At 40.8% G+C, this 20,509-nt stretch carries 22 protein-coding genes; 16 read left to right on the top strand and 6 right to left on the bottom strand.

Annotated features, from left to right (window positions below; translation table 11 throughout):
- Positions 1-93 precede the first annotated feature (93 nt).
- From dynA to ACN6NB_RS09830, 3 genes are all read left to right on the top strand, one after another.
- Positions 94-3,690 carry a dynamin GTPase gene (gene dynA, locus ACN6NB_RS09840; protein WP_474253337.1) on the top strand — a complete coding sequence of 1,199 codons (3,597 nt, stop codon included), beginning with the start codon at positions 94-96 and terminating at the stop codon, positions 3,688-3,690.
- A 41-nt stretch (positions 3,691-3,731) separates the two neighbouring features.
- Positions 3,732-3,995, top strand: coding sequence for a YpbS family protein (locus ACN6NB_RS09835; RefSeq protein ID WP_039179417.1), 264 nt, complete (start codon positions 3,732-3,734; stop codon positions 3,993-3,995).
- A 277-nt stretch (positions 3,996-4,272) separates the two neighbouring features.
- Positions 4,273-5,160 (top strand): 5'-3' exonuclease, encoded by an 888-nt coding sequence (locus tag ACN6NB_RS09830; RefSeq protein ID WP_058837920.1) that lies wholly within the window; start codon positions 4,273-4,275, stop codon positions 5,158-5,160.
- Between the two features lie 203 nt (positions 5,161-5,363).
- Here ACN6NB_RS09830 and ACN6NB_RS09825 read toward each other — a convergent pair whose 3' ends face one another.
- From ACN6NB_RS09825 to ACN6NB_RS09815, 3 genes are read right to left on the bottom strand one after another with little or no spacing between them, the layout of a single operon-like run.
- Complete coding sequence (locus tag ACN6NB_RS09825) at positions 5,364-5,489, bottom strand: small, acid-soluble spore protein L (protein WP_474253336.1); 126 nt, start codon at positions 5,487-5,489, stop codon at positions 5,364-5,366.
- A gap of 42 nt (positions 5,490-5,531) precedes the next feature.
- Positions 5,532-5,927, bottom strand: coding sequence for a reverse transcriptase-like protein (locus ACN6NB_RS09820; RefSeq protein WP_039179411.1), 396 nt, complete (start codon positions 5,925-5,927; stop codon positions 5,532-5,534).
- 1 nt (position 5,928) lies between these two features.
- Positions 5,929-6,618, bottom strand: a complete 690-nt coding sequence (locus ACN6NB_RS09815; protein WP_041085802.1) for a queuosine precursor transporter — start codon at positions 6,616-6,618, stop codon at positions 5,929-5,931.
- Between the two features lie 94 nt (positions 6,619-6,712).
- Here ACN6NB_RS09815 and ACN6NB_RS09810 point away from each other — a divergent pair, with 94 nt between their 5' ends.
- The 3 genes from ACN6NB_RS09810 to ACN6NB_RS09800 all read left to right on the top strand — a co-directional run bounded on the left by ACN6NB_RS09810 (position 6,713) and on the right by ACN6NB_RS09800 (position 7,920).
- Complete coding sequence (locus ACN6NB_RS09810; protein ID WP_126681667.1) at positions 6,713-7,384, top strand: ribonuclease H family protein; 672 nt, start codon at positions 6,713-6,715, stop codon at positions 7,382-7,384.
- 1 nt (position 7,385) lies between these two features.
- Positions 7,386-7,568, top strand: coding sequence for a zinc-finger domain-containing protein (locus tag ACN6NB_RS09805; protein ID WP_024422748.1), 183 nt, complete (start codon positions 7,386-7,388; stop codon positions 7,566-7,568).
- 169 nt (positions 7,569-7,737) lie between these two features.
- Positions 7,738-7,920, top strand: a complete 183-nt coding sequence (locus ACN6NB_RS09800; protein ID WP_039179402.1) for a hypothetical protein — start codon at positions 7,738-7,740, stop codon at positions 7,918-7,920.
- A gap of 51 nt (positions 7,921-7,971) precedes the next feature.
- On the opposite strand, the gene cspD is transcribed toward ACN6NB_RS09800, so the two are convergent.
- Positions 7,972-8,172: a cold-shock protein CspD gene (gene cspD / locus ACN6NB_RS09795; RefSeq protein WP_024422747.1), complete on the bottom strand. Its 201-nt coding sequence runs from the start codon at positions 8,170-8,172 to the stop codon at positions 7,972-7,974.
- Between the two features lie 263 nt (positions 8,173-8,435).
- Here cspD and ACN6NB_RS09790 point away from each other — a divergent pair, with 263 nt between their 5' ends.
- Positions 8,436-9,137 (top strand): AIM24 family protein, encoded by a 702-nt coding sequence (locus ACN6NB_RS09790; protein ID WP_144464542.1) that lies wholly within the window; start codon positions 8,436-8,438, stop codon positions 9,135-9,137.
- A gap of 33 nt (positions 9,138-9,170) precedes the next feature.
- Here the strand turns inward: ACN6NB_RS09790 and ACN6NB_RS09785 are convergent, their stop codons facing one another.
- Positions 9,171-10,322 carry a diglucosyl diacylglycerol synthase gene (locus tag ACN6NB_RS09785; protein ID WP_024422744.1) on the bottom strand — a complete coding sequence of 384 codons (1,152 nt, stop codon included), beginning with the start codon at positions 10,320-10,322 and terminating at the stop codon, positions 9,171-9,173.
- Between the two features lie 227 nt (positions 10,323-10,549).
- A complete protein-coding gene (gene metA / locus ACN6NB_RS09780) occupies positions 10,550-11,458 on the bottom strand; it encodes a homoserine O-acetyltransferase MetA (RefSeq protein ID WP_039179396.1) in 909 nt (302 codons plus the stop codon).
- A gap of 139 nt (positions 11,459-11,597) precedes the next feature.
- Here metA and ACN6NB_RS09775 point away from each other — a divergent pair, with 139 nt between their 5' ends.
- From ACN6NB_RS09775 to ACN6NB_RS09735, 9 genes are all read left to right on the top strand, one after another.
- Complete coding sequence (locus tag ACN6NB_RS09775) at positions 11,598-13,280, top strand: formate--tetrahydrofolate ligase (protein ID WP_126681669.1); 1,683 nt, start codon at positions 11,598-11,600, stop codon at positions 13,278-13,280.
- A gap of 74 nt (positions 13,281-13,354) precedes the next feature.
- On the top strand, positions 13,355-13,837 hold the full coding sequence (locus tag ACN6NB_RS09770; RefSeq protein ID WP_041085791.1) for a glutathione peroxidase: 483 nt from the start codon (positions 13,355-13,357) through the stop codon (positions 13,835-13,837).
- Between the two features lies 1 nt (position 13,838).
- Entirely contained in the window at positions 13,839-14,462 is a 624-nt protein-coding gene (locus ACN6NB_RS09765; RefSeq protein WP_144491442.1) for an HD domain-containing protein, read from the top strand.
- Positions 14,463-14,492: 30 nt separating this feature from the next.
- On the top strand, positions 14,493-15,629 hold the full coding sequence (locus tag ACN6NB_RS09760) for a conserved virulence factor C family protein (protein WP_095408826.1): 1,137 nt from the start codon (positions 14,493-14,495) through the stop codon (positions 15,627-15,629).
- A 307-nt stretch (positions 15,630-15,936) separates the two neighbouring features.
- Complete coding sequence (gene ilvD / locus ACN6NB_RS09755; RefSeq protein ID WP_024422739.1) at positions 15,937-17,613, top strand: dihydroxy-acid dehydratase; 1,677 nt, start codon at positions 15,937-15,939, stop codon at positions 17,611-17,613.
- 81 nt (positions 17,614-17,694) lie between these two features.
- Complete coding sequence (locus tag ACN6NB_RS09750) at positions 17,695-18,129, top strand: BrxA/BrxB family bacilliredoxin (protein WP_039179382.1); 435 nt, start codon at positions 17,695-17,697, stop codon at positions 18,127-18,129.
- A 66-nt stretch (positions 18,130-18,195) separates the two neighbouring features.
- Positions 18,196-18,984 carry a class I SAM-dependent methyltransferase gene (locus ACN6NB_RS09745; RefSeq protein WP_144490262.1) on the top strand — a complete coding sequence of 263 codons (789 nt, stop codon included), beginning with the start codon at positions 18,196-18,198 and terminating at the stop codon, positions 18,982-18,984.
- Between the two features lie 284 nt (positions 18,985-19,268).
- Positions 19,269-19,886, top strand: coding sequence for a YpjP family protein (locus tag ACN6NB_RS09740; RefSeq protein WP_059377775.1), 618 nt, complete (start codon positions 19,269-19,271; stop codon positions 19,884-19,886).
- Between the two features lie 18 nt (positions 19,887-19,904).
- A complete protein-coding gene (locus ACN6NB_RS09735; protein ID WP_047203262.1) occupies positions 19,905-20,432 on the top strand; it encodes a phosphatidylglycerophosphatase A family protein in 528 nt (175 codons plus the stop codon).
- Positions 20,433-20,509 lie beyond the last annotated feature (77 nt).

Here is a 20,509-nt window from a genome sequence, read left to right as displayed (position 1 = left end):
ATTTCCTCAGATCAGAAGAAAAATCTCTTGATTTTGTGTAAAATGGTATCACATACATAACTGACTTTTCTAAAAACAAAGGGGTTTATCGTCATGGAAGACTTGTCTATTCGAGATTCGCTCGTTCAAACTACAGGTGCTTTATATCAAAGCCTTCTCAAAAGGGATGATCATGAACGCGCAGCCAAACTTGCATCGATTATCAAAAAGGAAGCAGAAGAAGAAGTGTATATCGCATTTACCGGCCACTATTCAGCTGGAAAGTCATCACTTGTGAATCATCTGCTTCATGATCACATCCTGCCAACGAGTCCGATTCCAACAAGTGCAAACTTGGTCGTCGTGAGGAAAGGGGAGAGTGAAGTAAAGCTTCACACCTCAGATGGCCGTTTTGCAAAAATGAGCGGTTCTTATGATAAAGAAGCAGTTCAGCGTTTTTGTAAGGACGGGGAACAGATTGAAATGGTGGAAATTAGCGGGGACTATAGAGGATTGGAAGAAAAGGTGGCACTGATTGATACGCCTGGAATTGATTCAACGGATCATACCCATTTCTTATCTGCCGCGTCTATTCTACATCAAGCAGATGCTCTTTTTTATGTCGTGCACTACAACCATGTTCATTCGGAAGAAAACATTCGTTTCATTCGCTCCATTAAAGAGAAAGTGCCAAATCTTTATTTCATCGTAAATCAAGTCGATCGACATGATGAGCATGAGACAGCGTTTGAAGACTACAAAAATCAAGTAGTTGATATGCTTCTTAAAGAGGGCATTGAAGAAGAACATCTATACTTTACATCTGTAACCGATGAGTCGCATCCAAGAAACGAAATGATTCGTTTAATCGAGAAACTGCAAGAATTACAAACATTGCCGAAAGCATCACTTCGCGCCTATACCGAGCAGAAAATAGAGAATGTTTTAAAAGAACATATTGACTCATTAAAAGAAGAGCTGCAAGAAGAGGATCTTGATTCACTGCTTCAAGAAAAAAGAAGAGAAGTCAAGGAACTTGAAGCGAAAAGCAGCTTTATTGAAAATGGAGCAAAACAGTTAGAAGACGAAGTGTCTTTTGAAGTCGAGAATATTTTAAAAAATGCAAACCTAACCCCATTTAAAATGAGAGAGCTTGCAAGTGACTATATTGAATCGAAAGCACCTGGCTTTAAGGTAGGACTACTGTTCGCTAAAAATAAAACTGAGCAGGAAAAAGAAAAGCGGGCGAACGATTTCTTAGCAGATGTCAAAGCAAGAATGAAAGCTGAAGTGGACTGGCATATTGCTGAGCTGCTCAAAAAAGAAGTCAAGAAACATCAGCTTGGTGAAGAGCTATTAAATCAAGTGATGGCATTTGAAACACCTGTGGAAGAATCACTGCTTGAAAACGTCATCCATCATGGTGCGACATTTTCAAATGAATACGTTTTGCAATATGCAAAAGATGCTGGTGAAGCACTGAAAAGACAGACCAAACAGAAAGCAATACCATTGATTGAACAAATGACCGAGACGCTGAAAACCCAGCTCATGAATGAAAAGGGAAAGCAACAAGATAAGTGGGCCCAGGCAGCACAGGAGCTCCAAGCGCTCGAGCAAAGCATGGAAAAAAATGATCAAATCAGAAGAGATATTGAGCATGTATGGGATATATGGCAAAACGGAACAAATGAGCAGATCACAGATGATTGGTTTTATGTGAAAAAACATCGGATGCAGCATGACGAGCTAAATCAGAATCATACGTCCACTCATGCTGAAGAAAGCGAGAAAGAAAATCAGCAGCAGACAGAGCTTGATCAAATGCGTCAATCACAGCATATTACGACAGCGCAGTCGATTGACCAGTTTGAGCAGCTTTCTCAAATGTTAATGCCATTAAACGCGCTTCAGTCTCAAAGAAAGTCCTTTGAACAACGAACAAAGCGGCTTCAAGCGAAGGAATTTACACTCGCCTTATTCGGTGCTTTTAGTTCAGGGAAATCGTCGTTTGCCAATGCCCTAGTTGGGAGAAAGGTGCTGCCATCATCTCCTACACCAACGACGGCCACGATCAATAAGCTGACGCGGCCGACAGGAGACCATCCGCATGAAAGTGTGAAAGTGGTGTTCAAAACCGAGCAGGAAATATTAGAAGAGCTCGATCAAATTCTCGGTTTTTCTATAACAGAAGAAAAGGGAGATACGTTTCAAGCCAAACTCGAACGAACGCTGAAAAAAAGAGAGCTTGAACAGGATCACCGCATCATTGTTGAACATTTTTTAAACGCTCATGAAAAGTTCCGTGAGTCCATTCAAAAACAAACGCCGCACAATGTCACCCTGCAAGAATTAAAGCCATATGTGGCAGAAGAGGCTGTTTCTTGTGTGGTGAAGGAAGTGACGGTGTATTTAAGTACACCTTTAACAGATAAAGGACTAACGATTGTTGATACACCAGGCGCCAGCAGTATGAATAAACGTCATACAGAGATTGCCTTTCAATATATGAAGGATGCTGATGCCCTTCTTTATTTAACTTACTACCAGCATTCTTTCTCAAAAGCAGACCGGTCATTTTTACGTAAACTCGGGCTTGTAAAAGATTCATTTAGCATGGATAAAATGTTTTTTATTATCAATGCAGCTGACCTCGCAAAGGATCAAACAGAGCTTGAAACCGTCTTTGACTATGTGAAAAATGAGCTCACAAAAGAAGGCATCCGGCAGCCAAACCTTTATCATGTATCCAGTAAGGAAGAGATCGAAGGAAAGGTTCAGTCGCCCTATAACCAGTATGCACAGCTTAGAACACAGCTCGACTATTTTATTGAGGAAGAATTAACGAAAGATGCGATTGAGCTGCTGTATTTTGAAGCGAGTACATTATGTAGAACAGTCGACAAGCTGCATGAGACGCTGCATCAGTCAGAAGATGAAAAGCAAGCGGAAAAGAAAAAGATAGACACATCCTATGAAGCGATCGTTGATCAAATGAGCCATATTAAACGATCTAAGCTAGTGACAGAAAGTGTGAAAAAGGACTTACACGAACAGCTTTACCACATTGTTCAGCGCTTGTCACTTTATGCAAATGATCTGTTAAAGACAGCCTTTTATCCTGGAATATCTCAAGGGGACTTCAGGCAGGAGTTGAAAAAAGCGCTTGAACAGGCGCTAAAGGATTATGAATTTGAATTTGTACAGGAGATAAAGGCGCTTGATATTCGAATGGAATCGTTTATCACTCAATATTTCAAAGAGGAGTGGGAGAAAGGATTACAGGCTGCGTGTGCAGAAGATCCTTACTTTTCTCTCCGGCTGTCGCCGCCAGATGAGAAAAATGCAGAGCTGAAACAAATTGAAGTGGAAGCGGACCTAACGCCGTTTGAGCCGCTCTTAAAGAAGCAAAAATCAGCAAAAGCTTTCTTTGAACAGAACGGGAAGGCAGCGTTTATTGAAGCGATTCGAGATGTTCTTTTCCAGTTAACGACGAAATGGGCAGATAAAGAAAAAGAAGAATTACAGAGCAGATACGAAATGATGGTGAAGACCTTTACTGAAAGATATGAGACAGAAGCGTTCAAGCAGCTGAATGAACAAAAACAAACATTTATCATGAGCTTGACGACAGATGCGAAAGAGCAGGCGATGATAGAACAAGTATACAAGCAGACAAATGAATGGAAGAATCAGTTGAAAACCATTTGATTCATGATAGACTATATAAAAAAGAAAGCAGTTGATAAAAAATGACGAGCGTACATGAAGAGATTTCCGCACATTCACAAAAACAGAATGCTCATATCAAGTCGTTTCTTGCGCTTGAGCAGAAAAGAGAGCAGGCAATAGAGACTGCTGTTTTCAAGTGTGAGCAAAACGAACCATTTACAACTGACGATATCAATGCGATTACTTCGAAGATGAATGAGCTTGCACGAGGCGGTATTGTTCCGCTGCGTAAGCATGTTACGATTGATATGGTTAAGGAGTATGTCGAACGAAAACAGAAGTAAAGAGTAACTTTCTCTTTTTTGGTCATCTTAACAAGTGAACAGAGAAAGGGGAATGATGATGGAAAAAAAGCAGCATGCAAAAAAGCAGGATGAGCGTAACCCGAAACAAAAAGAGATGCCGTCCTACGCAGAAGCAGAATCGAAAAAAATGCAATACGGTCAAAAATAATCCAAAGGTGCCACTTCTTTTCCAAAAGAAGAGGGCGCCTTTTTTATGTCGAATTCTATGTTCTGTGATAGAATAGGAGTATTGTTTTGAAAAAGGGAGTTTATAAGAATGAATAAACACGTACTGCTTGTTGATGGTATGGCGCTTCTGTTCAGATCGTTCTATGCAACGGCTGTCCATCGCAATTTTATGATAAATGATCACGGCGTCCCGACGAATGGCGTGAATGGTTATTTGAAGCACTTATTAACCGCTGTTCAGACATTTGAGCCAACTCATATTGTGTGTTGCTGGGATATGGGAAGCCAAACATACCGAAATGAATTGTTTCAAGATTATAAAGCAAATCGAGGAGAGGCGCCTGTCGAGCTCATTCCGCAATTCGATTTAGCAAAAGAAGCGACAGAAGAACTAGGAATTGTAAACGTTGGTTTAAAAGGCTTTGAGGCAGATGATTGTATCGGCACGCTGGCGGCAGTCTATCAGAATGAAGCACGTGTGACGGTTCTAACCGGCGACAGAGATTTACTGCAGATATTGAATGAACAAGTGACTGTTGCTTTGATGCAAAAAGGAATCGGGAACTATAAACATTATACAAAAGCCTTATTTGAAGAGGAAATGGGCATCTCTCCAAAGGCGCTGATCGATATGAAAGCACTTATGGGGGATTCAAGTGACAATTACCCCGGCGTGAAAGGAATCGGAGAAAAAACAGCATTAAAATTTATTCAAACATATCAAACCATTGATGGATTATTAGAAAATGTTCATGAACTAACTGCCGCACAGCAAAAGAAAATGCAAGCAGGATTAGAAGATTTGAAGCTCTCCCGTCTATTGGCAGAGATCAAATGTGATGTCCCGCTGAGCTGTCCAATTGATGAGACGAAGATGAACATCAATCAAGAACGGGCTGCTGCCATGCTGAGATACCATCAAATCAAAGGAATTGAACCGATGGTGAATCGATTAAGTAAAATAGAGATCAGCTAAGCCGATCTCTCAGCGTAAAGACAAACCCTCGCATTCGTTGTCAGGTCTGCGCTCCGGTGCTCACGAATGTCAAATTCGCTCCGCTCCGGTACTCGCCCTTCCTAGACTGCAAAGGTTTTCTATCACGCTGAAAAGAAGACAAAGGACTAAAATAAAAATCATTTTAGCCCTTTGTTAGAGATCAGCTAAGCTGGTCTCTAAGGTCATATTTTTGTATTGCTTTTCTTCGCTCTATTTTCGAGCTGAGATAGTGGCTGCTTATCTTTTGTTTGCGCATCACCTTGAGGGGTTGTCCCACTTGTGACACGACCTTTATTCTCTTTATCCAATCAGTATCACCTCATACATTAGCATAACCGAAAAAAAGCGATTCATCCTTTAGAAAGGTGAATCGCTTTTCTAGCGAGCTGATCAGCTACTTGATTTTCCTTGCTTGGAATCCACTTAATGAAAAATAAATCAAACTGCCGTTGAAGCTCGATCATCTCTTTTATAAAAGGCTGAAAGGCTGGATTTTTAGCAAATCCTGCATTGGCCGCACGGTCAACTACCTGTGAATCTGTTCGAAACGAAACGGAACGCAGTCCTTTTTCTACGCAGATTTTCATCCCTTCAATGAGAGCGGAAAATTCTGCTTCGTGATTGCTCATTGATCCGAGAGGAATCGAGAAAGATTCTGCCTTTCCATCATATTTAATGAAAATGCCGATACCAGAAGGACCTGGATTTCCTGCGCTAGCACCATCAATGTATATTTCAGCTGGCAATTTATTTCACCCTTTCATCAAGCGGAACCATTCTTTTCGCTGCATACGCATATGGTGTCCCAATCGCGGCGACGATAAATTTAATCACATAAGTCGTGATGAAGATTTCGATCCATACATGAAATGGATAGGTGCCAAGAAAGGCAATGGTTGTGAAGATCAGTGTATCAAGTAGCTGGCTGATCATCGTACTTCCAGCGTTGCGCACCCAGAGCGCACCATCGGAAGGAAATATCCGGCGAATAAACGAATATACATAAACATCTAACATTTGACTGATGATATAAGCAGCAAGACTGCCAAGTGCGACCCTTGGCATAAAGCCAAATATCGTTTCGAGCGATGTTTGAGAAATGTCGGATGGAGCGGGATGGAAAAGCAAAGCCTCCTGCATGACAACGGTTAACGTTAAAAGGGTGGCAAAGCCAATCCAGACAGCTTTCCTCGCTTCATTTTGTCCATATTTTTCATTCAATACGTCCGTTGCAAAGAACACACTGCCATATAAAATGTTTCCAAGTGTTGCCGTTAAGCCAAACAATTCAACGGTTTTGACCACTTGTAAATTTGCAGCAACCGTCGCAAAGCCAATCCAGACGAAAAGGCCCATCTTGCCAAATCCTTTATAAAATAGAAGAACAATGATAAAATTAATGATCGCAAATAAGATCCAAATACCTTCATTAAACAAGTGACATGAACTTCCTTTCTCATTGTAAAATGTAACTTTTTGATTATAGCATAACGAACGTTTACCTTAAAAGCACGGGAAGGCGATGTGATCAATGAAATTAAGAGCACACTATACAATGAAAGTGAAATCGATTGGGTCCATTGCTTTTTTCCAAGAAGATTGGATGGAGCTAAAAGAGGCCTTGCTTTTAGCCAAACATATCGATAAAAAAGAACCACAGTCCCTCCTATCATTTGAAGACGAAAAAGGGGCGATGTGGTCTATTAAAGAACTTGAAAAGCTAAATGAAGAACTAAAGCTTGAACCTGATCAGCTTCAGGTCTATTTTGATGCAAGTTTTCACAAAGAAACAGGCGACTCTGGCCTTGGGGTTGTCGTCTACTATAAGCTCGGAGAAGATGCTTATCGTTTGAGAAAAAATCAGTCCTTCCAAGGAATCACCAATAATGAAGCGGAGTATGCAGCTTTATTTGAGGCAGTAAAAGCTTTGAAAGACCTTGGGGCAAGCAGAAATTCTGTCACGATTAGAGGCGATTCACTTGTTGTCATGAATCAATTAAAAGGAGAATGGCCTTGTTATGATGATATACATAACAAATGGCTCGACCGGATTGAAGCGGCTTTAAAGGAGCTGAGGCTTACGCCAACATATGAAGTCATCGATCGTAAACAAAATGCAGAAGCGGATCAGCTTGCAAGGCAGATACTTGCAGACGTCCCAATTGAAAGTAAATTGAAATTAGAAGCAGACGGAGCTGAATAATGTGGATAAAAAAACAGCAGTACAAGAATTGACGGATCTCCAAGACACGTATTGTTCAGATTGCTTGATTAAGAAGCACTTTCGAAAAGAATATGGCAAAAAATACGCCCACTCCTTTTGTATTCAGCAATGCACAGTAGGAGAGAAAATAAAAGAATACGGACAGACGCTGCTTAAAAAGTAAGCGGCTGCCCCGGTTTTCCTTACTCAAACATCCGCTCGTGAAAAAAAACGGATAGAATGTGTTAAAAAAGAACATATTCTGAAAAATGAGCCGATATAACTATAGAAAGTTTTGGTTGAGTTACTTTTTGACTAAGTGACGGATAATAGAGGAAAAGGGGAAGGCCGGCATGAATAATAAGGATTTCGAAACGGTATTACATCGAACATTTCAAGAGGTATACAGCGATCTAGAGCAGCTAGTAGATGTAGCAAAGAAGGGAAGACCTTTTCTCGAAAAAGATATTTCTGAAATTGAACAACGACTGAAGCAAAATATTTTAGCCATTGAAATTCAGCTGAAAATCAAATAAGAGAGGCATATGCCTCTCTTTATTTTGTCGTTTCATCATTGATTTAGTTGATTAAAGTTTTGTTACGTTTGCAGCTTGAGGTCCACGATTACCTTCAACGATTTCAAAAGAAACTTCTTGTCCTTCTTCTAAAGACTTGTAGCCGTCACCTTCGATAGCTGTGAAGTGAACGAATACATCGTCTCCGCCTTCAACTTCAATGAAGCCGAAACCTTTTTCATTATTGAACCATTTTACTTTACCGTTTTGCATATTGCTTTTTCCTCCTAGTACTGTAGCACACCTTTTGGGCATACTAAAAAAAATTTTCATCACCTAACGACTTTACAGTTGTTAAATGATGGTTCCACTATACACCATCAAAAGTAACGCGTCAAGCAGGCGAGCCAAATTTTGAGCAGAATGTTTGATTTTTTTGTTTTTTTGGTGAATAACAATGAAAAATAAAACGTCCTTTTCGGAACCTAACGTGCAGCTTGTCCGTATATAAAAAAAATACAGAAAGAGGTGCAATCATGAATCGTTATACACTTGAAGAATTTATTCAGAATACGCAGCAAGAAGATAAGGGAGAAGGGGTCTTTGAACTTGAAACATCAAGGCTTCTAGAAATTAATTTGACTGACACCATTTGGGCAAAAACAGGTTCCATGGTTTCCTATCGAGGGAAAATCAAATTTGAACGTGAGGGTGTTTTTGAGCACGGCGTCTCAAAGATGTTCAAAAAAATGCTCTCGGGAGAAGGCACCTCACTAATGAAGGCGACAGGTGATGGGAAATTATATGTGGCAGATCAAGGCAAAAAAATCTCAATTCTCCGTTTGGCCCAAGGGGAATCTATTTTTGTGAATGGAAACGACCTGCTCGCATTTGAACCGTCTGTCCGCTGGGATATCAAATTGATGAAAAAGGTATCAGGCATGCTTGCAGGCGGATTATTTAATGTCAAATTAGAAGGGCCTGGCTTAGTTGCAATCACAAGTCATTATGAGCCGCTGACGCTCATTGTTCAGCCTGGTGACTCTGTTTATACAGATCCGAATGCGACTGTTGCGTGGTCAGGGGATCTAAAAACTGAATTTGTGACAGATGTTTCCTTTAAAACCTTTATTGGCAGGGGAAGCGGAGAGTCCATTCAAATGAAGTTTAGCGGAAGCGGCTTTGTTGTCGTTCAGCCGTTTGAAGAAGTATACACAACAAATGGAAATCAAGGGTAAAGAAAAAGGTGTCCGTCAATGACGGACACCTTTTTATGATAATGCGCGAGCATATGTTTTGTTATTCATGATGAGATCTGACTGCTCGACGATATCTTCCAAAATGGTTTGAGAAGATTGTTTTAAGTGCAGTTTTTTCATGTTTTGTTTCATTGTTTCTAATTTTTCTTCGTCCTGCAGCAAGTTGGTCACAGATTCTAAAATGTCTTCATGTCTGTTAATGACAATAGCAGCGCCATAATCCTCGAAGAAAAGAGCATTTTCTTTTTCTTGGCCAGGGACAGGCTTGTAAAGAATGACTGGGACACCGATTGCAGTTGCTTCTGTTAAAGTAATGCCGCCTGGTTTTGTAATCATACAATCTGTTACTCTGAACAATTCATCAATTTGTTCCACATATCCAAGCGCCTTCAATTGATCTGGGTGTGCCTGCTCAAGAACGCTAAGCGATTGTTTCAGTGCGGCGTTCTTTCCGCATACAACAACAATTTGTACTTCACTGTCGAGAAGCAGCGCCTCACATAATTCCTTCACATTTTTTAGTACACCGTGAGCACCGGCCATGATAAGAAGTACTTTTTTGTCGGATGATAATCCATATTTTTTATAGATCATCGATTTTGGCACGTCGGCTTCAAACTGTGGTCTAATAGGAATACCTGTCACTTTGACATCGCTTGGATGTGTGCCGATTTCCACTAATTTCTGTTTCACATAATCGGTTGCAACATAGTATCGGTCGATGTTTTCATGTACCCAAATCTTATGGAGACAAAAATCGGTCATGACATTAAAAGTCGGAATCACTTTACCTGTTTTGTTTCGATATTCTGGTACAACAATCATCGGGAATGTAATAATGATGATATCTGGATTGTGTAACTGAATTAATTCATCGAGACGCTTATTTCCCATCTTTAAATAAATGTTAAATTTGCGTTTATTGTAAATTTTATCAACACCGTAATAAAACAAGCGATAAAATTGTTTCCCAATGGAAAAGCTCTTCAAGTATAAATATTGAGTCACTTCTGACACAATGGGATTCGATTCTTGATACAAATTAGAAACTACAACATGTTCAAATCCTTGGGATTTGCATTCATCATACAGTGTTTTTGCTACCTGCATATGTCCATTTCCATAATTTGCGGTCAAGATTAATATTTTTTTATTGGTATTCAAGAATATTCACCTCAAATGTAATCAACAACAACAAAACTTCGTACGAAACTATTAATCTCATAGGTCTACATATACATAAAGATAACATATAAACAGTTAGAGCATATCATTCGTTACGAAAGAATTAAACTAATTTTAAAAAACAAACAGATTCAATTGATAATGGAAGACAGAGCCATTTGTATTTTAACACATTTTGACGATTTATCATCAGACCACAGTCTATTTTATTCCCAAACGTATGGTGTTTCTTGATAAACATAATAATTAAGCCAATTCATAAACAACAAGGTTGCATGGGCTTTCCAGCGATTTACTGGGATTAATGTGTCACCATCTTCTATAAAATAGTGGACAGGTTTTTGGACTGTATCATCTTTCAACAAATCTCTTTCATATTCCTGCATCAATGTATCTGTATCATACTCAGGGTGTCCAGTTAAAAATACTTGTTTATCATCATCTGAAACAATTAAACAAACACCTGCTTCTTCAGACATACTCAAGACTTTCAAATTCGGCGTGTTTTTTAATTGTTCTGTATTAATATCTGTATGCCTAGAATGTGGGACATAGTATACTTCATCAAAACCTCTGACTAATCTTTCTTTTTTCTCTTTCACAATATGCTCAAATACGCCAAATTTTTTCTCGGGAAGCTTGATTTTTTCAATCCCGTAATGGTGATATAAACCTGCCTGTGCACCCCAGCAAATATGAAGGGTAGATGTCACATTGGTTTTACTCCAGTCCAAAATGTCCTGCAGCTCTTTCCAATAAGAAACTTCTTCAAAAGGTAAGTGCTCAATTGGTGCGCCAGTGATGATCATTCCATCAAATTTTTTATGGCGAATCGATTCAAAGGTCGTATAAAATTCATCTAGATGCTCTCTCGACGTATTCTTCGGTGTATGTGTACTTGGAATCAAAAACGTAAAGTACACTTGTAAAGGAGAATTTCCGAGCATTCTCAGCAGCTGCGTTTCAGTTTGTATTTTTTTTGGCATTAAATTTAAGATCACGATATTCAAAGGACGGATATCTTGCTTGAATGCCCTTGTCTCATCCATGACGAAAATATTTTCGCTCTCTAGTATTTGTTTTGCCGGCAGATGAACTGGTATGTTAATAGGCAACTCGCCACCCCCTGAACCAAAGCTAATTTCACTTCATTATAGGAACTTTCTGGCGATATTTCAATGTTTCAATTATGTTACAATGAAAAATAGAGCAAAAAAGAATGCTGTTTCTGTAAAAAAAGGAGGCCGTTTTGTTATGATCACAAAGCATTTATCAGATATTGACATTGCCCAAAAGGCTAAGCTAAGACCAATTCAAGACATCGCAGCAAAGCTGCAACTACATGACGAAGAATTAGAATGCTATGGTTTCACAAAAGCGAAAATATCTTTGACTATTTTTGACCGTTTAAAGGAACAAAAAGAAGGACACGTGATTCTTGTCACTTCCATCAACCCAACGCCAGCAGGTGAGGGGAAATCCACGGTAACAGTCGGCCTTGGTCAAGCCTTCGAAAAAATTGGCAAAAAAGCAATCATTGCGATGCGTGAGCCATCATTAGGTCCTACAATGGGGATTAAAGGCGGGGCAGCGGGCGGAGGATATTCACAGGTGCTGCCAATGGAAGAAATCAATCTTCATTTCACAGGAGATTTTCATGCCATTACATCTGCACATAACGCCTTATCTGCTTTTATTGATAACCATATCCATCACGGAAATGAACTCGGCATCGACACGCGCCGCATTGTATGGAAGCGAGTGCTTGATTTAAACGATCGTGCATTAAGACAAGTCGTTGTCGGACTTGGCGGTCAGTTAAATGGGTATCCTAGAGAAGACGGATTTGACATTACAGTTGCTTCCGAAATGATGGCGATCCTCTGTTTAGCAGAAGACTTATCTGACTTAAAAAAACGTCTTTCTTCTATTGTTGTTGCCTATAATCAAGAAGGCGAGCCAGTCACAGTGGGAGCACTTGGATATGAAGGTGTCCTGACGTTACTTTTAAAAGACGCACTCAAGCCGAACCTGGTTCAAACGATTGAAGGAACCCCAGCACTTGTCCATGGCGGTCCTTTTGCCAATATTGCACATGGATGCAATAGTTTAATTGCAACCAAAATGGCAGCAAAATTAGCTGATTATGTCGTAACAGAAGCTGGATTTGGAGCAGATCTTGGAGCAGAAAAGTTCCTTCACATTAAAACAAGAGCTGGTGATTTCAAACCTGGTGCAGTTGTCATTGTGGCGACAGTGAGAGCATTAAAGATGCATGGCGGAATGAAGAAAACCGAACTCAAAGAAGAGAATGCACACGCCGTATTAGAAGGTATACATAATTTAGAAAAGCATATTGAAACCGTGCAAGCTTTTGGTCTTCCATATATTGTCGCGGTAAACCGTTTTATTACGGATACAAAAGAAGAGATTCAAGCGATAGAAGATTGGTGCGGCAAACATGGCCATCCAGTTAAAGCCGTGAATGTATGGGAAGAAGGAGGCGAAGGCGGGACAGCTCTTGCAGAGGAACTAGCGGAACTCATTGAAAAGAAAAAGAACAACTTTACCTATTTGTATGAAGCGAACGATTCCATCGAAGAAAAGTTATCTAAAGTGGCCAAAGTGGTTTACGGGGCAGATGGGGTCACGCTCACATCCAAAGCAAGAAAGCAGCTGGCTGCCATTGAGGAAAACGGCTGGGCTCATTTGCCGGTTTGTATGGCAAAAACACAATATTCTCTTTCGGATGATCCAGCTTTAATCGGCAGACCTAAAGGCTTTACCATTACGATTCGCGAGTTAAAGCCATCTGTAGGAGCAGGATTTATTGTGGCCTTAACCGGAAGCATTTTGACAATGCCTGGATTACCTAAAAAACCTGCGGCTCTCGAAATGGATTTATTAGAAGACGGCAGTGTGACAGGACTCTTTTAAACGGGAGCATAAAAAGCGATTTTCTAAAAGAAGCATGTTACGATAGGAAAAAGTGAATCCTAGGAGGCTATGAGATGTCAATTTATGATATTCAGGTCAAGACCATTAACGGTCAGGAAAAATCGATGGCAGATTACAAAGGAAAAGTGCTCATTATTGTAAACACAGCAAGCAAATGTGGACTGACTCCTCAATTTAAACAATTACAAGAGCTATATGATCAATATCATGAAAAGGGCCTTGAAATTTTAGGATTTCCGTGTAACCAATTTATGAACCAAGAGCCAGAAGGAGAAGAAGCCATTCAAGAATTCTGTTCTTTGAATTATGGAGTGACCTTCCCTATGTTTGCGAAAGTAGATGTTAATGGCGAAGAGGCGCACCCGCTGTTCAAGCATTTAACAAGTGAAGCGAAAGGTGTGCTTGGGACAAAAACAGTGAAATGGAATTTCACAAAATTTATCGTTGACCAAAACGGAGAAGTCACTGAACGCTTCTCTCCAAAAACGCCACCAAAAGAATTAGAAAGCTCAATCATCGCTCTGTTGGACAAATAAGATGCTGACAGTCATGCAGCGAAAACAATTGGAGGCAGCTGCCTCCTTTGTTTCAGACAGGCTGAAGGATGAACCAACTGGACACGATGCGGCTCATGTTGCTCGTGTGCGCCAGCTTGCCGTCCGTATTGCACATCAGGAAGGCGGCTCTTTCTTTATCATCGAAATGGCGGCAATTGTACATGATGTCATTGATGAAAAGCTGTCAAGTGAATGGAAAGTCACTAAGGAGCAGCTTGAGCACCAGCTCCTTTTGTGGGAATTGGATACGAGGGATATCCGCTACATCATGGACATCATTACAACGATGTCTTTTCGTCACCGGCATAAGCAGTTTAGGCCGATGACGTTAGAAGGGACTATTGTTCAAGATGCGGATAGGCTGGATGCGATAGGAGCAAGCGGTATCGCTAGAGTTTTTACGTATGCTGGCGCAACAGGTGAGCCCCATTATACAAAGGACACGCAGCAGGGCTCTGTGCTAAAGCATATGGAAGAAAAACTGCTCAAATTAAAAGACTTGATGAACACTCGTGCAGGGAAGCAGCTTGCTGATGGGCGGCATGAATTGATGAGTTTATTTATCAAGAAATGGAAAGAAGAATGCGGCCTTACAGATGAGTAGGGTCTTTATGTGTGTAAGGAGGATATATCAATGAAAATAACAGCCATAGAACCGACGCCAAGTCCGAATACCATGAAGGTTATTTTGACAGAAGCACTTGCCGGCGGTAAAAGCAACAACTACAAAAAGGATCAAAAAGACGAAGCCCCAGAAATGATCAAGCGTATTTTAAGCATTGAAGGTGTAAAAGGGGTTTATCATGTCGCAGATTTCTTAGCAGTCGAGCGAAATGCAAAGTTTGACTGGCAGGGTATTTTACAGCAGGTCAGAGAAGCCTTTGGACAAGAAACAGAAGGCCTTCAGGAAGGATCGCAGTCAGGCGATGACACATTTGGTGAAGTGAAAGTGTTTGTCCAAATGTTTAATGGGATTCCGATGCAGGTCAAACTGTCAGACGGTGAAAGAGAAGAGCGGTTTGGCATGCCTGAACGTTTTCAAGCAGCCATTTTAAAGCTTAGAAGCAGCTCAGACAATGTCGTGTTTGAACGTGTGTGGAAAGAACACGGCGTTCGTTTTGGGGAATTTGCTGATATCGGTCAGGAAGTCACAGAGGAGCTGCAAGCAGCCTATGATGATGAGCGTTTAGCCCGATTAACAGAGGCAGTAAAAGAAGGGCAGGAAGCTGTAGATAGACAGGTGAACCGAAAAGCATATGATGTAACAGAAGACATGCTGCAAGAGGAAGATTGGAAAAAACGTTTTGCCCATTTAGAGCAAATGCAGCCAGAGCAAAAGGATATACCTGTTTTAATGAAAGCAATGGAGGATCCAAAAACGTCTATTCGCAGACAAGCCGTTGTGAATGCTGGCATGATTGAGGATCCTGCTATTCTGCCTATTTTATATAAGGGGCTCGAGGACAAAACAGTGACAGTCCGCAGAACGGCTGGTGACTGCATTTCTGACCTTGGTGACCCTAGTGCTATAGCAGCCATGATCGCAGCATTAAAGGACCCGAGTAAGCTCGTCCGCTGGCGTGCAGCGATGTTCCTTTATGAAGAAGGGGACGAAACGGCACTTGAAGCATTAAAAGAAGCAGAGCAAGACCCTGAGTTTGAAGTCAGTCTTCAAGTCAAAATGGCGATTGAGCGCATTGAGCATGGAGAAGAAGCGAAAGGCTCTGTGTGGAAGCAAATGACAGAAAGTAGAAAGAATGCATCAGAATGATGAGAAAAATGAACAAGCTGCCAATGAAAAGCAGCTTGTTTTTTTAAAAAAGATAGACAGAAAAATTTTTTTAGAAAAATTATTTTGAATATTGTTGAAATATGCGAAAAAACTCTATATAGTAGTACCAATATAGAATATTGGAGGTCAGATTTTATGACACGAATCTTGCTGAGCGCTTGCTTCAGCAGCTATGTTAGTCATCAGTCATTCATAGGTGGCTAAATAAACAGAAAATTTGTAAAATAAAATCAACTCAAAATCATGCAGTCAACAAGACTTGTAGTATAGGAGGCTTTTTAAACAGATGGCAGAACTACGCAGTAATATGATTAAACAAGGAATCGACAGAGCACCTCACCGAAGCTTACTAAGAGCAGCGGGGGTAAAGGATGAGGATTTCGGCAAGCCATTTATTGCCGTATGTAATTCCTATATTGATATTGTCCCAGGACATGTCCATCTTCAGGAATTCGGGAAGATTGTGAAAGAAGCCATTCGTGAAGCTGGCGGCGTTCCATTTGAATTCAATACGATTGGCGTCGATGATGGAATTGCCATGGGTCATATCGGGATGAGATATTCATTGCCAAGCCGTGAAATCATTGCTGACTCTGTAGAAACCGTTGTATCTGCTCATTGGTTTGATGGAATGGTTTGTATTCCTAACTGCGATAAAATCACACCAGGAATGATGATGGCAGCGATGCGCGTGAATATCCCGACTGTTTTTGTGAGCGGCGGACCGATGGAAGCGGGTAGAACAAGTGATGGCAGAAAAATCTCTCTTTCTTCTGTTTTTGAAGGTGTTGGTGCATACCAGTCAGGTAAAATCAATGAAGAGGAATTAAATGAATTAGAACAGTTTGGCTGTCCAACCTGCGGATCTTGTTCAGGTATGTTTACAGCTAACTCAATGAACTGTTTGGCAGAAGCACTCGGGATTGCTCTTCCTGGAAATGGAACAATTTTGGCGACATCACCAGAGCGAAGAGAATTTGCGAAGAAGTCTGCAAAACAACTCATGGAGCTCATCAAAAAAGATATTAAACCACGGGATATTGTCACTGAAAAAGCAATTGATAATGCATTTGCATTAGATATGGCTCTTGGTGGTTCAACTAATACTGTTCTTCACACATTGGCGATTGCGAATGAAGCAGGTGTTGAATATTCACTTGAACGTATCAATGAAGTAGCAGAACGTGTGCCTCATTTATCGAAACTTGCTCCAGCTTCAGATGTTTATATTGAGGATTTACATGAAGCAGGCGGCGTTACAGCCGCACTAAATGAATTGTCTAAAAAAGAAGGAGCTCTTCATTTAGATACAATGACCGTCACTGCGAAAACGCTTGGCGAGAACATTGCGGGACATGAGGTAAAAGATTATAACGTCATCTATCCAATTGACAAGCCATTTACTGAAAAAGGCGGCTTAGCCGTTTTATTTGGAAACCTTGCGCCAGATGGAGCCATCATTAAAACGGGCGGGGTACAAGACGGGATCACACGCCATGAGGGACCTGCGATCGTATTTGAATCCCAAGAAGAAGCCCTTGAAGGCATCATTAATAGAAAAGTAGAAGCAGGACATGTTGTCATCATTCGCTACGAAGGACCTAAAGGCGGACCTGGCATGCCTGAAATGCTTGCACCTACTTCACAAATCGTCGGTATGGGACTTGGACCAAAGGTTGCTTTAATTACAGACGGACGTTTTTCCGGCGCTTCTCGCGGATTGTCTATTGGACACGTCTCACCAGAGGCAGCTGAGGGCGGCCCGCTTGCCTTTGTTGAAAATGGTGACCATGTCGTTGTCGATATCGAGCAGCGCATTTTAAGCGTAGATGTTCCAGAGGAAGAATGGGAAAGAAGAAAAGCAAACTGGAAAGGCTTTGAGCCAAAAGTAAAAACGGGTTATCTTGCTAGATATTCAAAACTTGTGACATCAGCTAATACAGGCGGAATCATGAAAATTTAATCTGATATCGAACATTTGAAAATTGGCTCTCTCTATAGTATCCTTTATTCACAACATAAGGATTATAGAGGGGGCTTTTTTATGTCAATGGCATATGAAGAATACATGCGGCAGCTCGTTGTACCGATGCGTCAAGAGCTGACAAGTGCAGGATTTCAAGAACTAACAACGGAAGAAGAAGTAGAACAAACGATGCAAGAAAGAGAAGGAACGACATTTGTGGTTGTCAATTCTGTATGCGGGTGCGCTGCCGGATTAGCACGTCCAGCTGCTACTCAAGCTGTGATGAAGGCAGAAAAAACGCCAGATCGAATTGTCACAGTTTTTGCTGGCCAGGACAGGGAAGCAACGGCAAAAATGAGAGAATACTTCACAGGCGAAGAGCCATCGTCTCCATCTATGGCACTTTTAAAAGGAAATGAACTTGTTCATTTTATTCCGCGTGACGAAATTGAAGGTCATGAAATGGAAGACATCATGAACAACGTCTTATCTGCATTCGAAAAACATTGCTAATACACATGTTGAAATGTCCTGTGATCAAATCAGGGCATTTTTTCATGATCATGATGGAGGAACCGCATGCTTATCACAACAAGCTTTAGAGCAAATGAACAAACGATTGAAACAGCAAAAGCCCTTGCAGAGGATTTACACGGCGAGTATGTAGAGAGGCGCAAACAATCTGTCAAGCAGCTTGCGATAAAACGAGGAGACGTCCTTGTTGTGGGGAAAGAAAGATTCGAATGGTATCAGCCAAATGGTGAAAAGTTTTTCTTTCATCCAAGCTCAGCAATGTTCAGGGTGAAGCGGCTCATGCGCGGAGAAAAGGATCCTTTAATCGAAGCCGCGCAGCTTCAGCCTGGCGATTCCTTTTTAGATTGTACGCTTGGCTTAGGATCAGATGCCATTACAGCCAGCATGCGAGTAGGTACGAATGGAAGGGTCGTTGGTATCGAAAAGAATCCCATGACAGCATTGCTAGTGCGAGAAGGACTAAACACATGGGAGACAGGGTTAAGAGAAGCAGATGAAGCGATGAAACGGATATCTGTTGTAAGTGGAGACAGTATCGAGCAGCTAAAGAAGCTCTCTGATGGTTCATTTGATGTCGTCTATTTTGATCCGATGTTTGAGGAGACAATTCAAGAATCTGCAAGTATCGCTCCGCTACGTCATGCAGCAGAGCACCACTTTGACAACGAAATAGCCGTCCAAGAAGCACTGAGAGTGGCGAGAAAAAGGGTAGTTTTAAAAGATCATTGGAAAAGCACCCGATTTCTAGCAGATTCCTATCAATTTCACATTTTAAAACGAAAAACAGCTCAATTTCATTATGGATATATTGAGAAAGAAAAAAGCCCTCACTAATAGACAATACTTTGAATTCCTTGTCAATCATCTAAAAAAGCCCTTATTCAGGGCTTTTAATCTGTAATCTCCATATAGACAAAATAAAATAACGTCAGCAAGGAAGCCGTAATGAAAAACCCTTCAAGCATACCCATTCCTCCCAAATTTTAGTCGCCTTTGCTACCATTGTAAACGTTTTATTATGAAAAAGAAAGTCTCAAATCGATGGCCAAATTGAATGACTGAAAATTCATTATATGCTAGAATAGCAGTATGATAACTTATGGAAGGAATTAGATATCATGAAGATGTGGATGAGAAAAACGCTTGTTGTGCTCTTTACGATTGCAACTTTTGGTTTAGTCTCTCCTCCGTCGGCTTTGATGACAGACAAGCCTTCTGAACTTTCTTCATCTGATAAAACGCCTTATACAGCTGTTTATGATACATCAGATGAAATGCGCAGCTGGGAACTAACGCAAGAGGAAAGCAAAGAGCAGACAGATCCCTTTGAGCAATATAAGCAAGAGGTGCTGTCAAATGCAGAAAATCAATCCTTTCTCAAATTTGGCCGTAAAATCACACCTGTCATTGAGGACGAGTACAGAGAAGAGATTCAGCCGAAGATTGAACAAGTGTTAACCGACTATTTAACAAATTTCAAAGATGACGAAAAATTTCAAGATGTTGTTTTAACTGATCAGCCTTCAAGCGGAAATGGCGAAAAAATCTTCCACATTTACAACCGCAAGACCGGAGAAGATTTGCTCCGTTTCCATGTCAGAAGAGATCAGCCGCCTCACAGCGGATATTGGTTTAACTTTCATTACCATACAGCAGAAGATGGATTCCAGACGCATCATGAACTCGGTAATATTTACTGGGATAAAAACACCCCGCCGAGCTGGATGAGCCACTAGAAGGAGATGTCATGCCAATTGAAAAAATATACAATGAACGAAATGGTGCAGATTACAAAACAAATGTTAAACGACCGCGGAGTGAAAATTGAAGATATCGCACACATTGTGCTGAAGCTCCAAGAAAAATATCATCCAAACCTTCCACTTAGTGTCTGTATTGAAAATGTTGAAAAAGTGCTGAATAAAAGAGAAATTGTCCATGCGGTTTTAACAGGACTTGCCCTTGACCAGCTGGCAGAACAAAAGCTTTTGCCAGAACCTTTACAGCACTTAGTTGAAACAGATGAGCCGCTATATGGAATTGATGAGATTATTCCGCTTTCCATTGTCAATGTATATGGATCAATCGGTTTGACCAACTTCGGTTATTTAGATAAAGAGAAATTTGGTATTATTCGTGAATTAGATGAGGGCCGTCCAGGTGAAGTGCATACTTTCCTTGATGACCTAGTCGCTGCACTTGCCGCAGCAGCTGCAAGCCGCATTGCTCACTCACACCAAGATATTAAAGATGAAGAGCAGGAACGAGTGAATCAAGTATAAAAAGAAAAACATGTCTGCTCATCATGCAGGCATGTTTTTTTGGTTTCAACAAAAGCAGAAATAAGGTAAACTACAAC

The organism is Bacillus sp. 11B20 (genome assembly GCF_056098985.1).
Note: the sequence above shows the minus strand (reverse complement) of the source record. Positions and strands in the feature narration are given on the sequence as shown.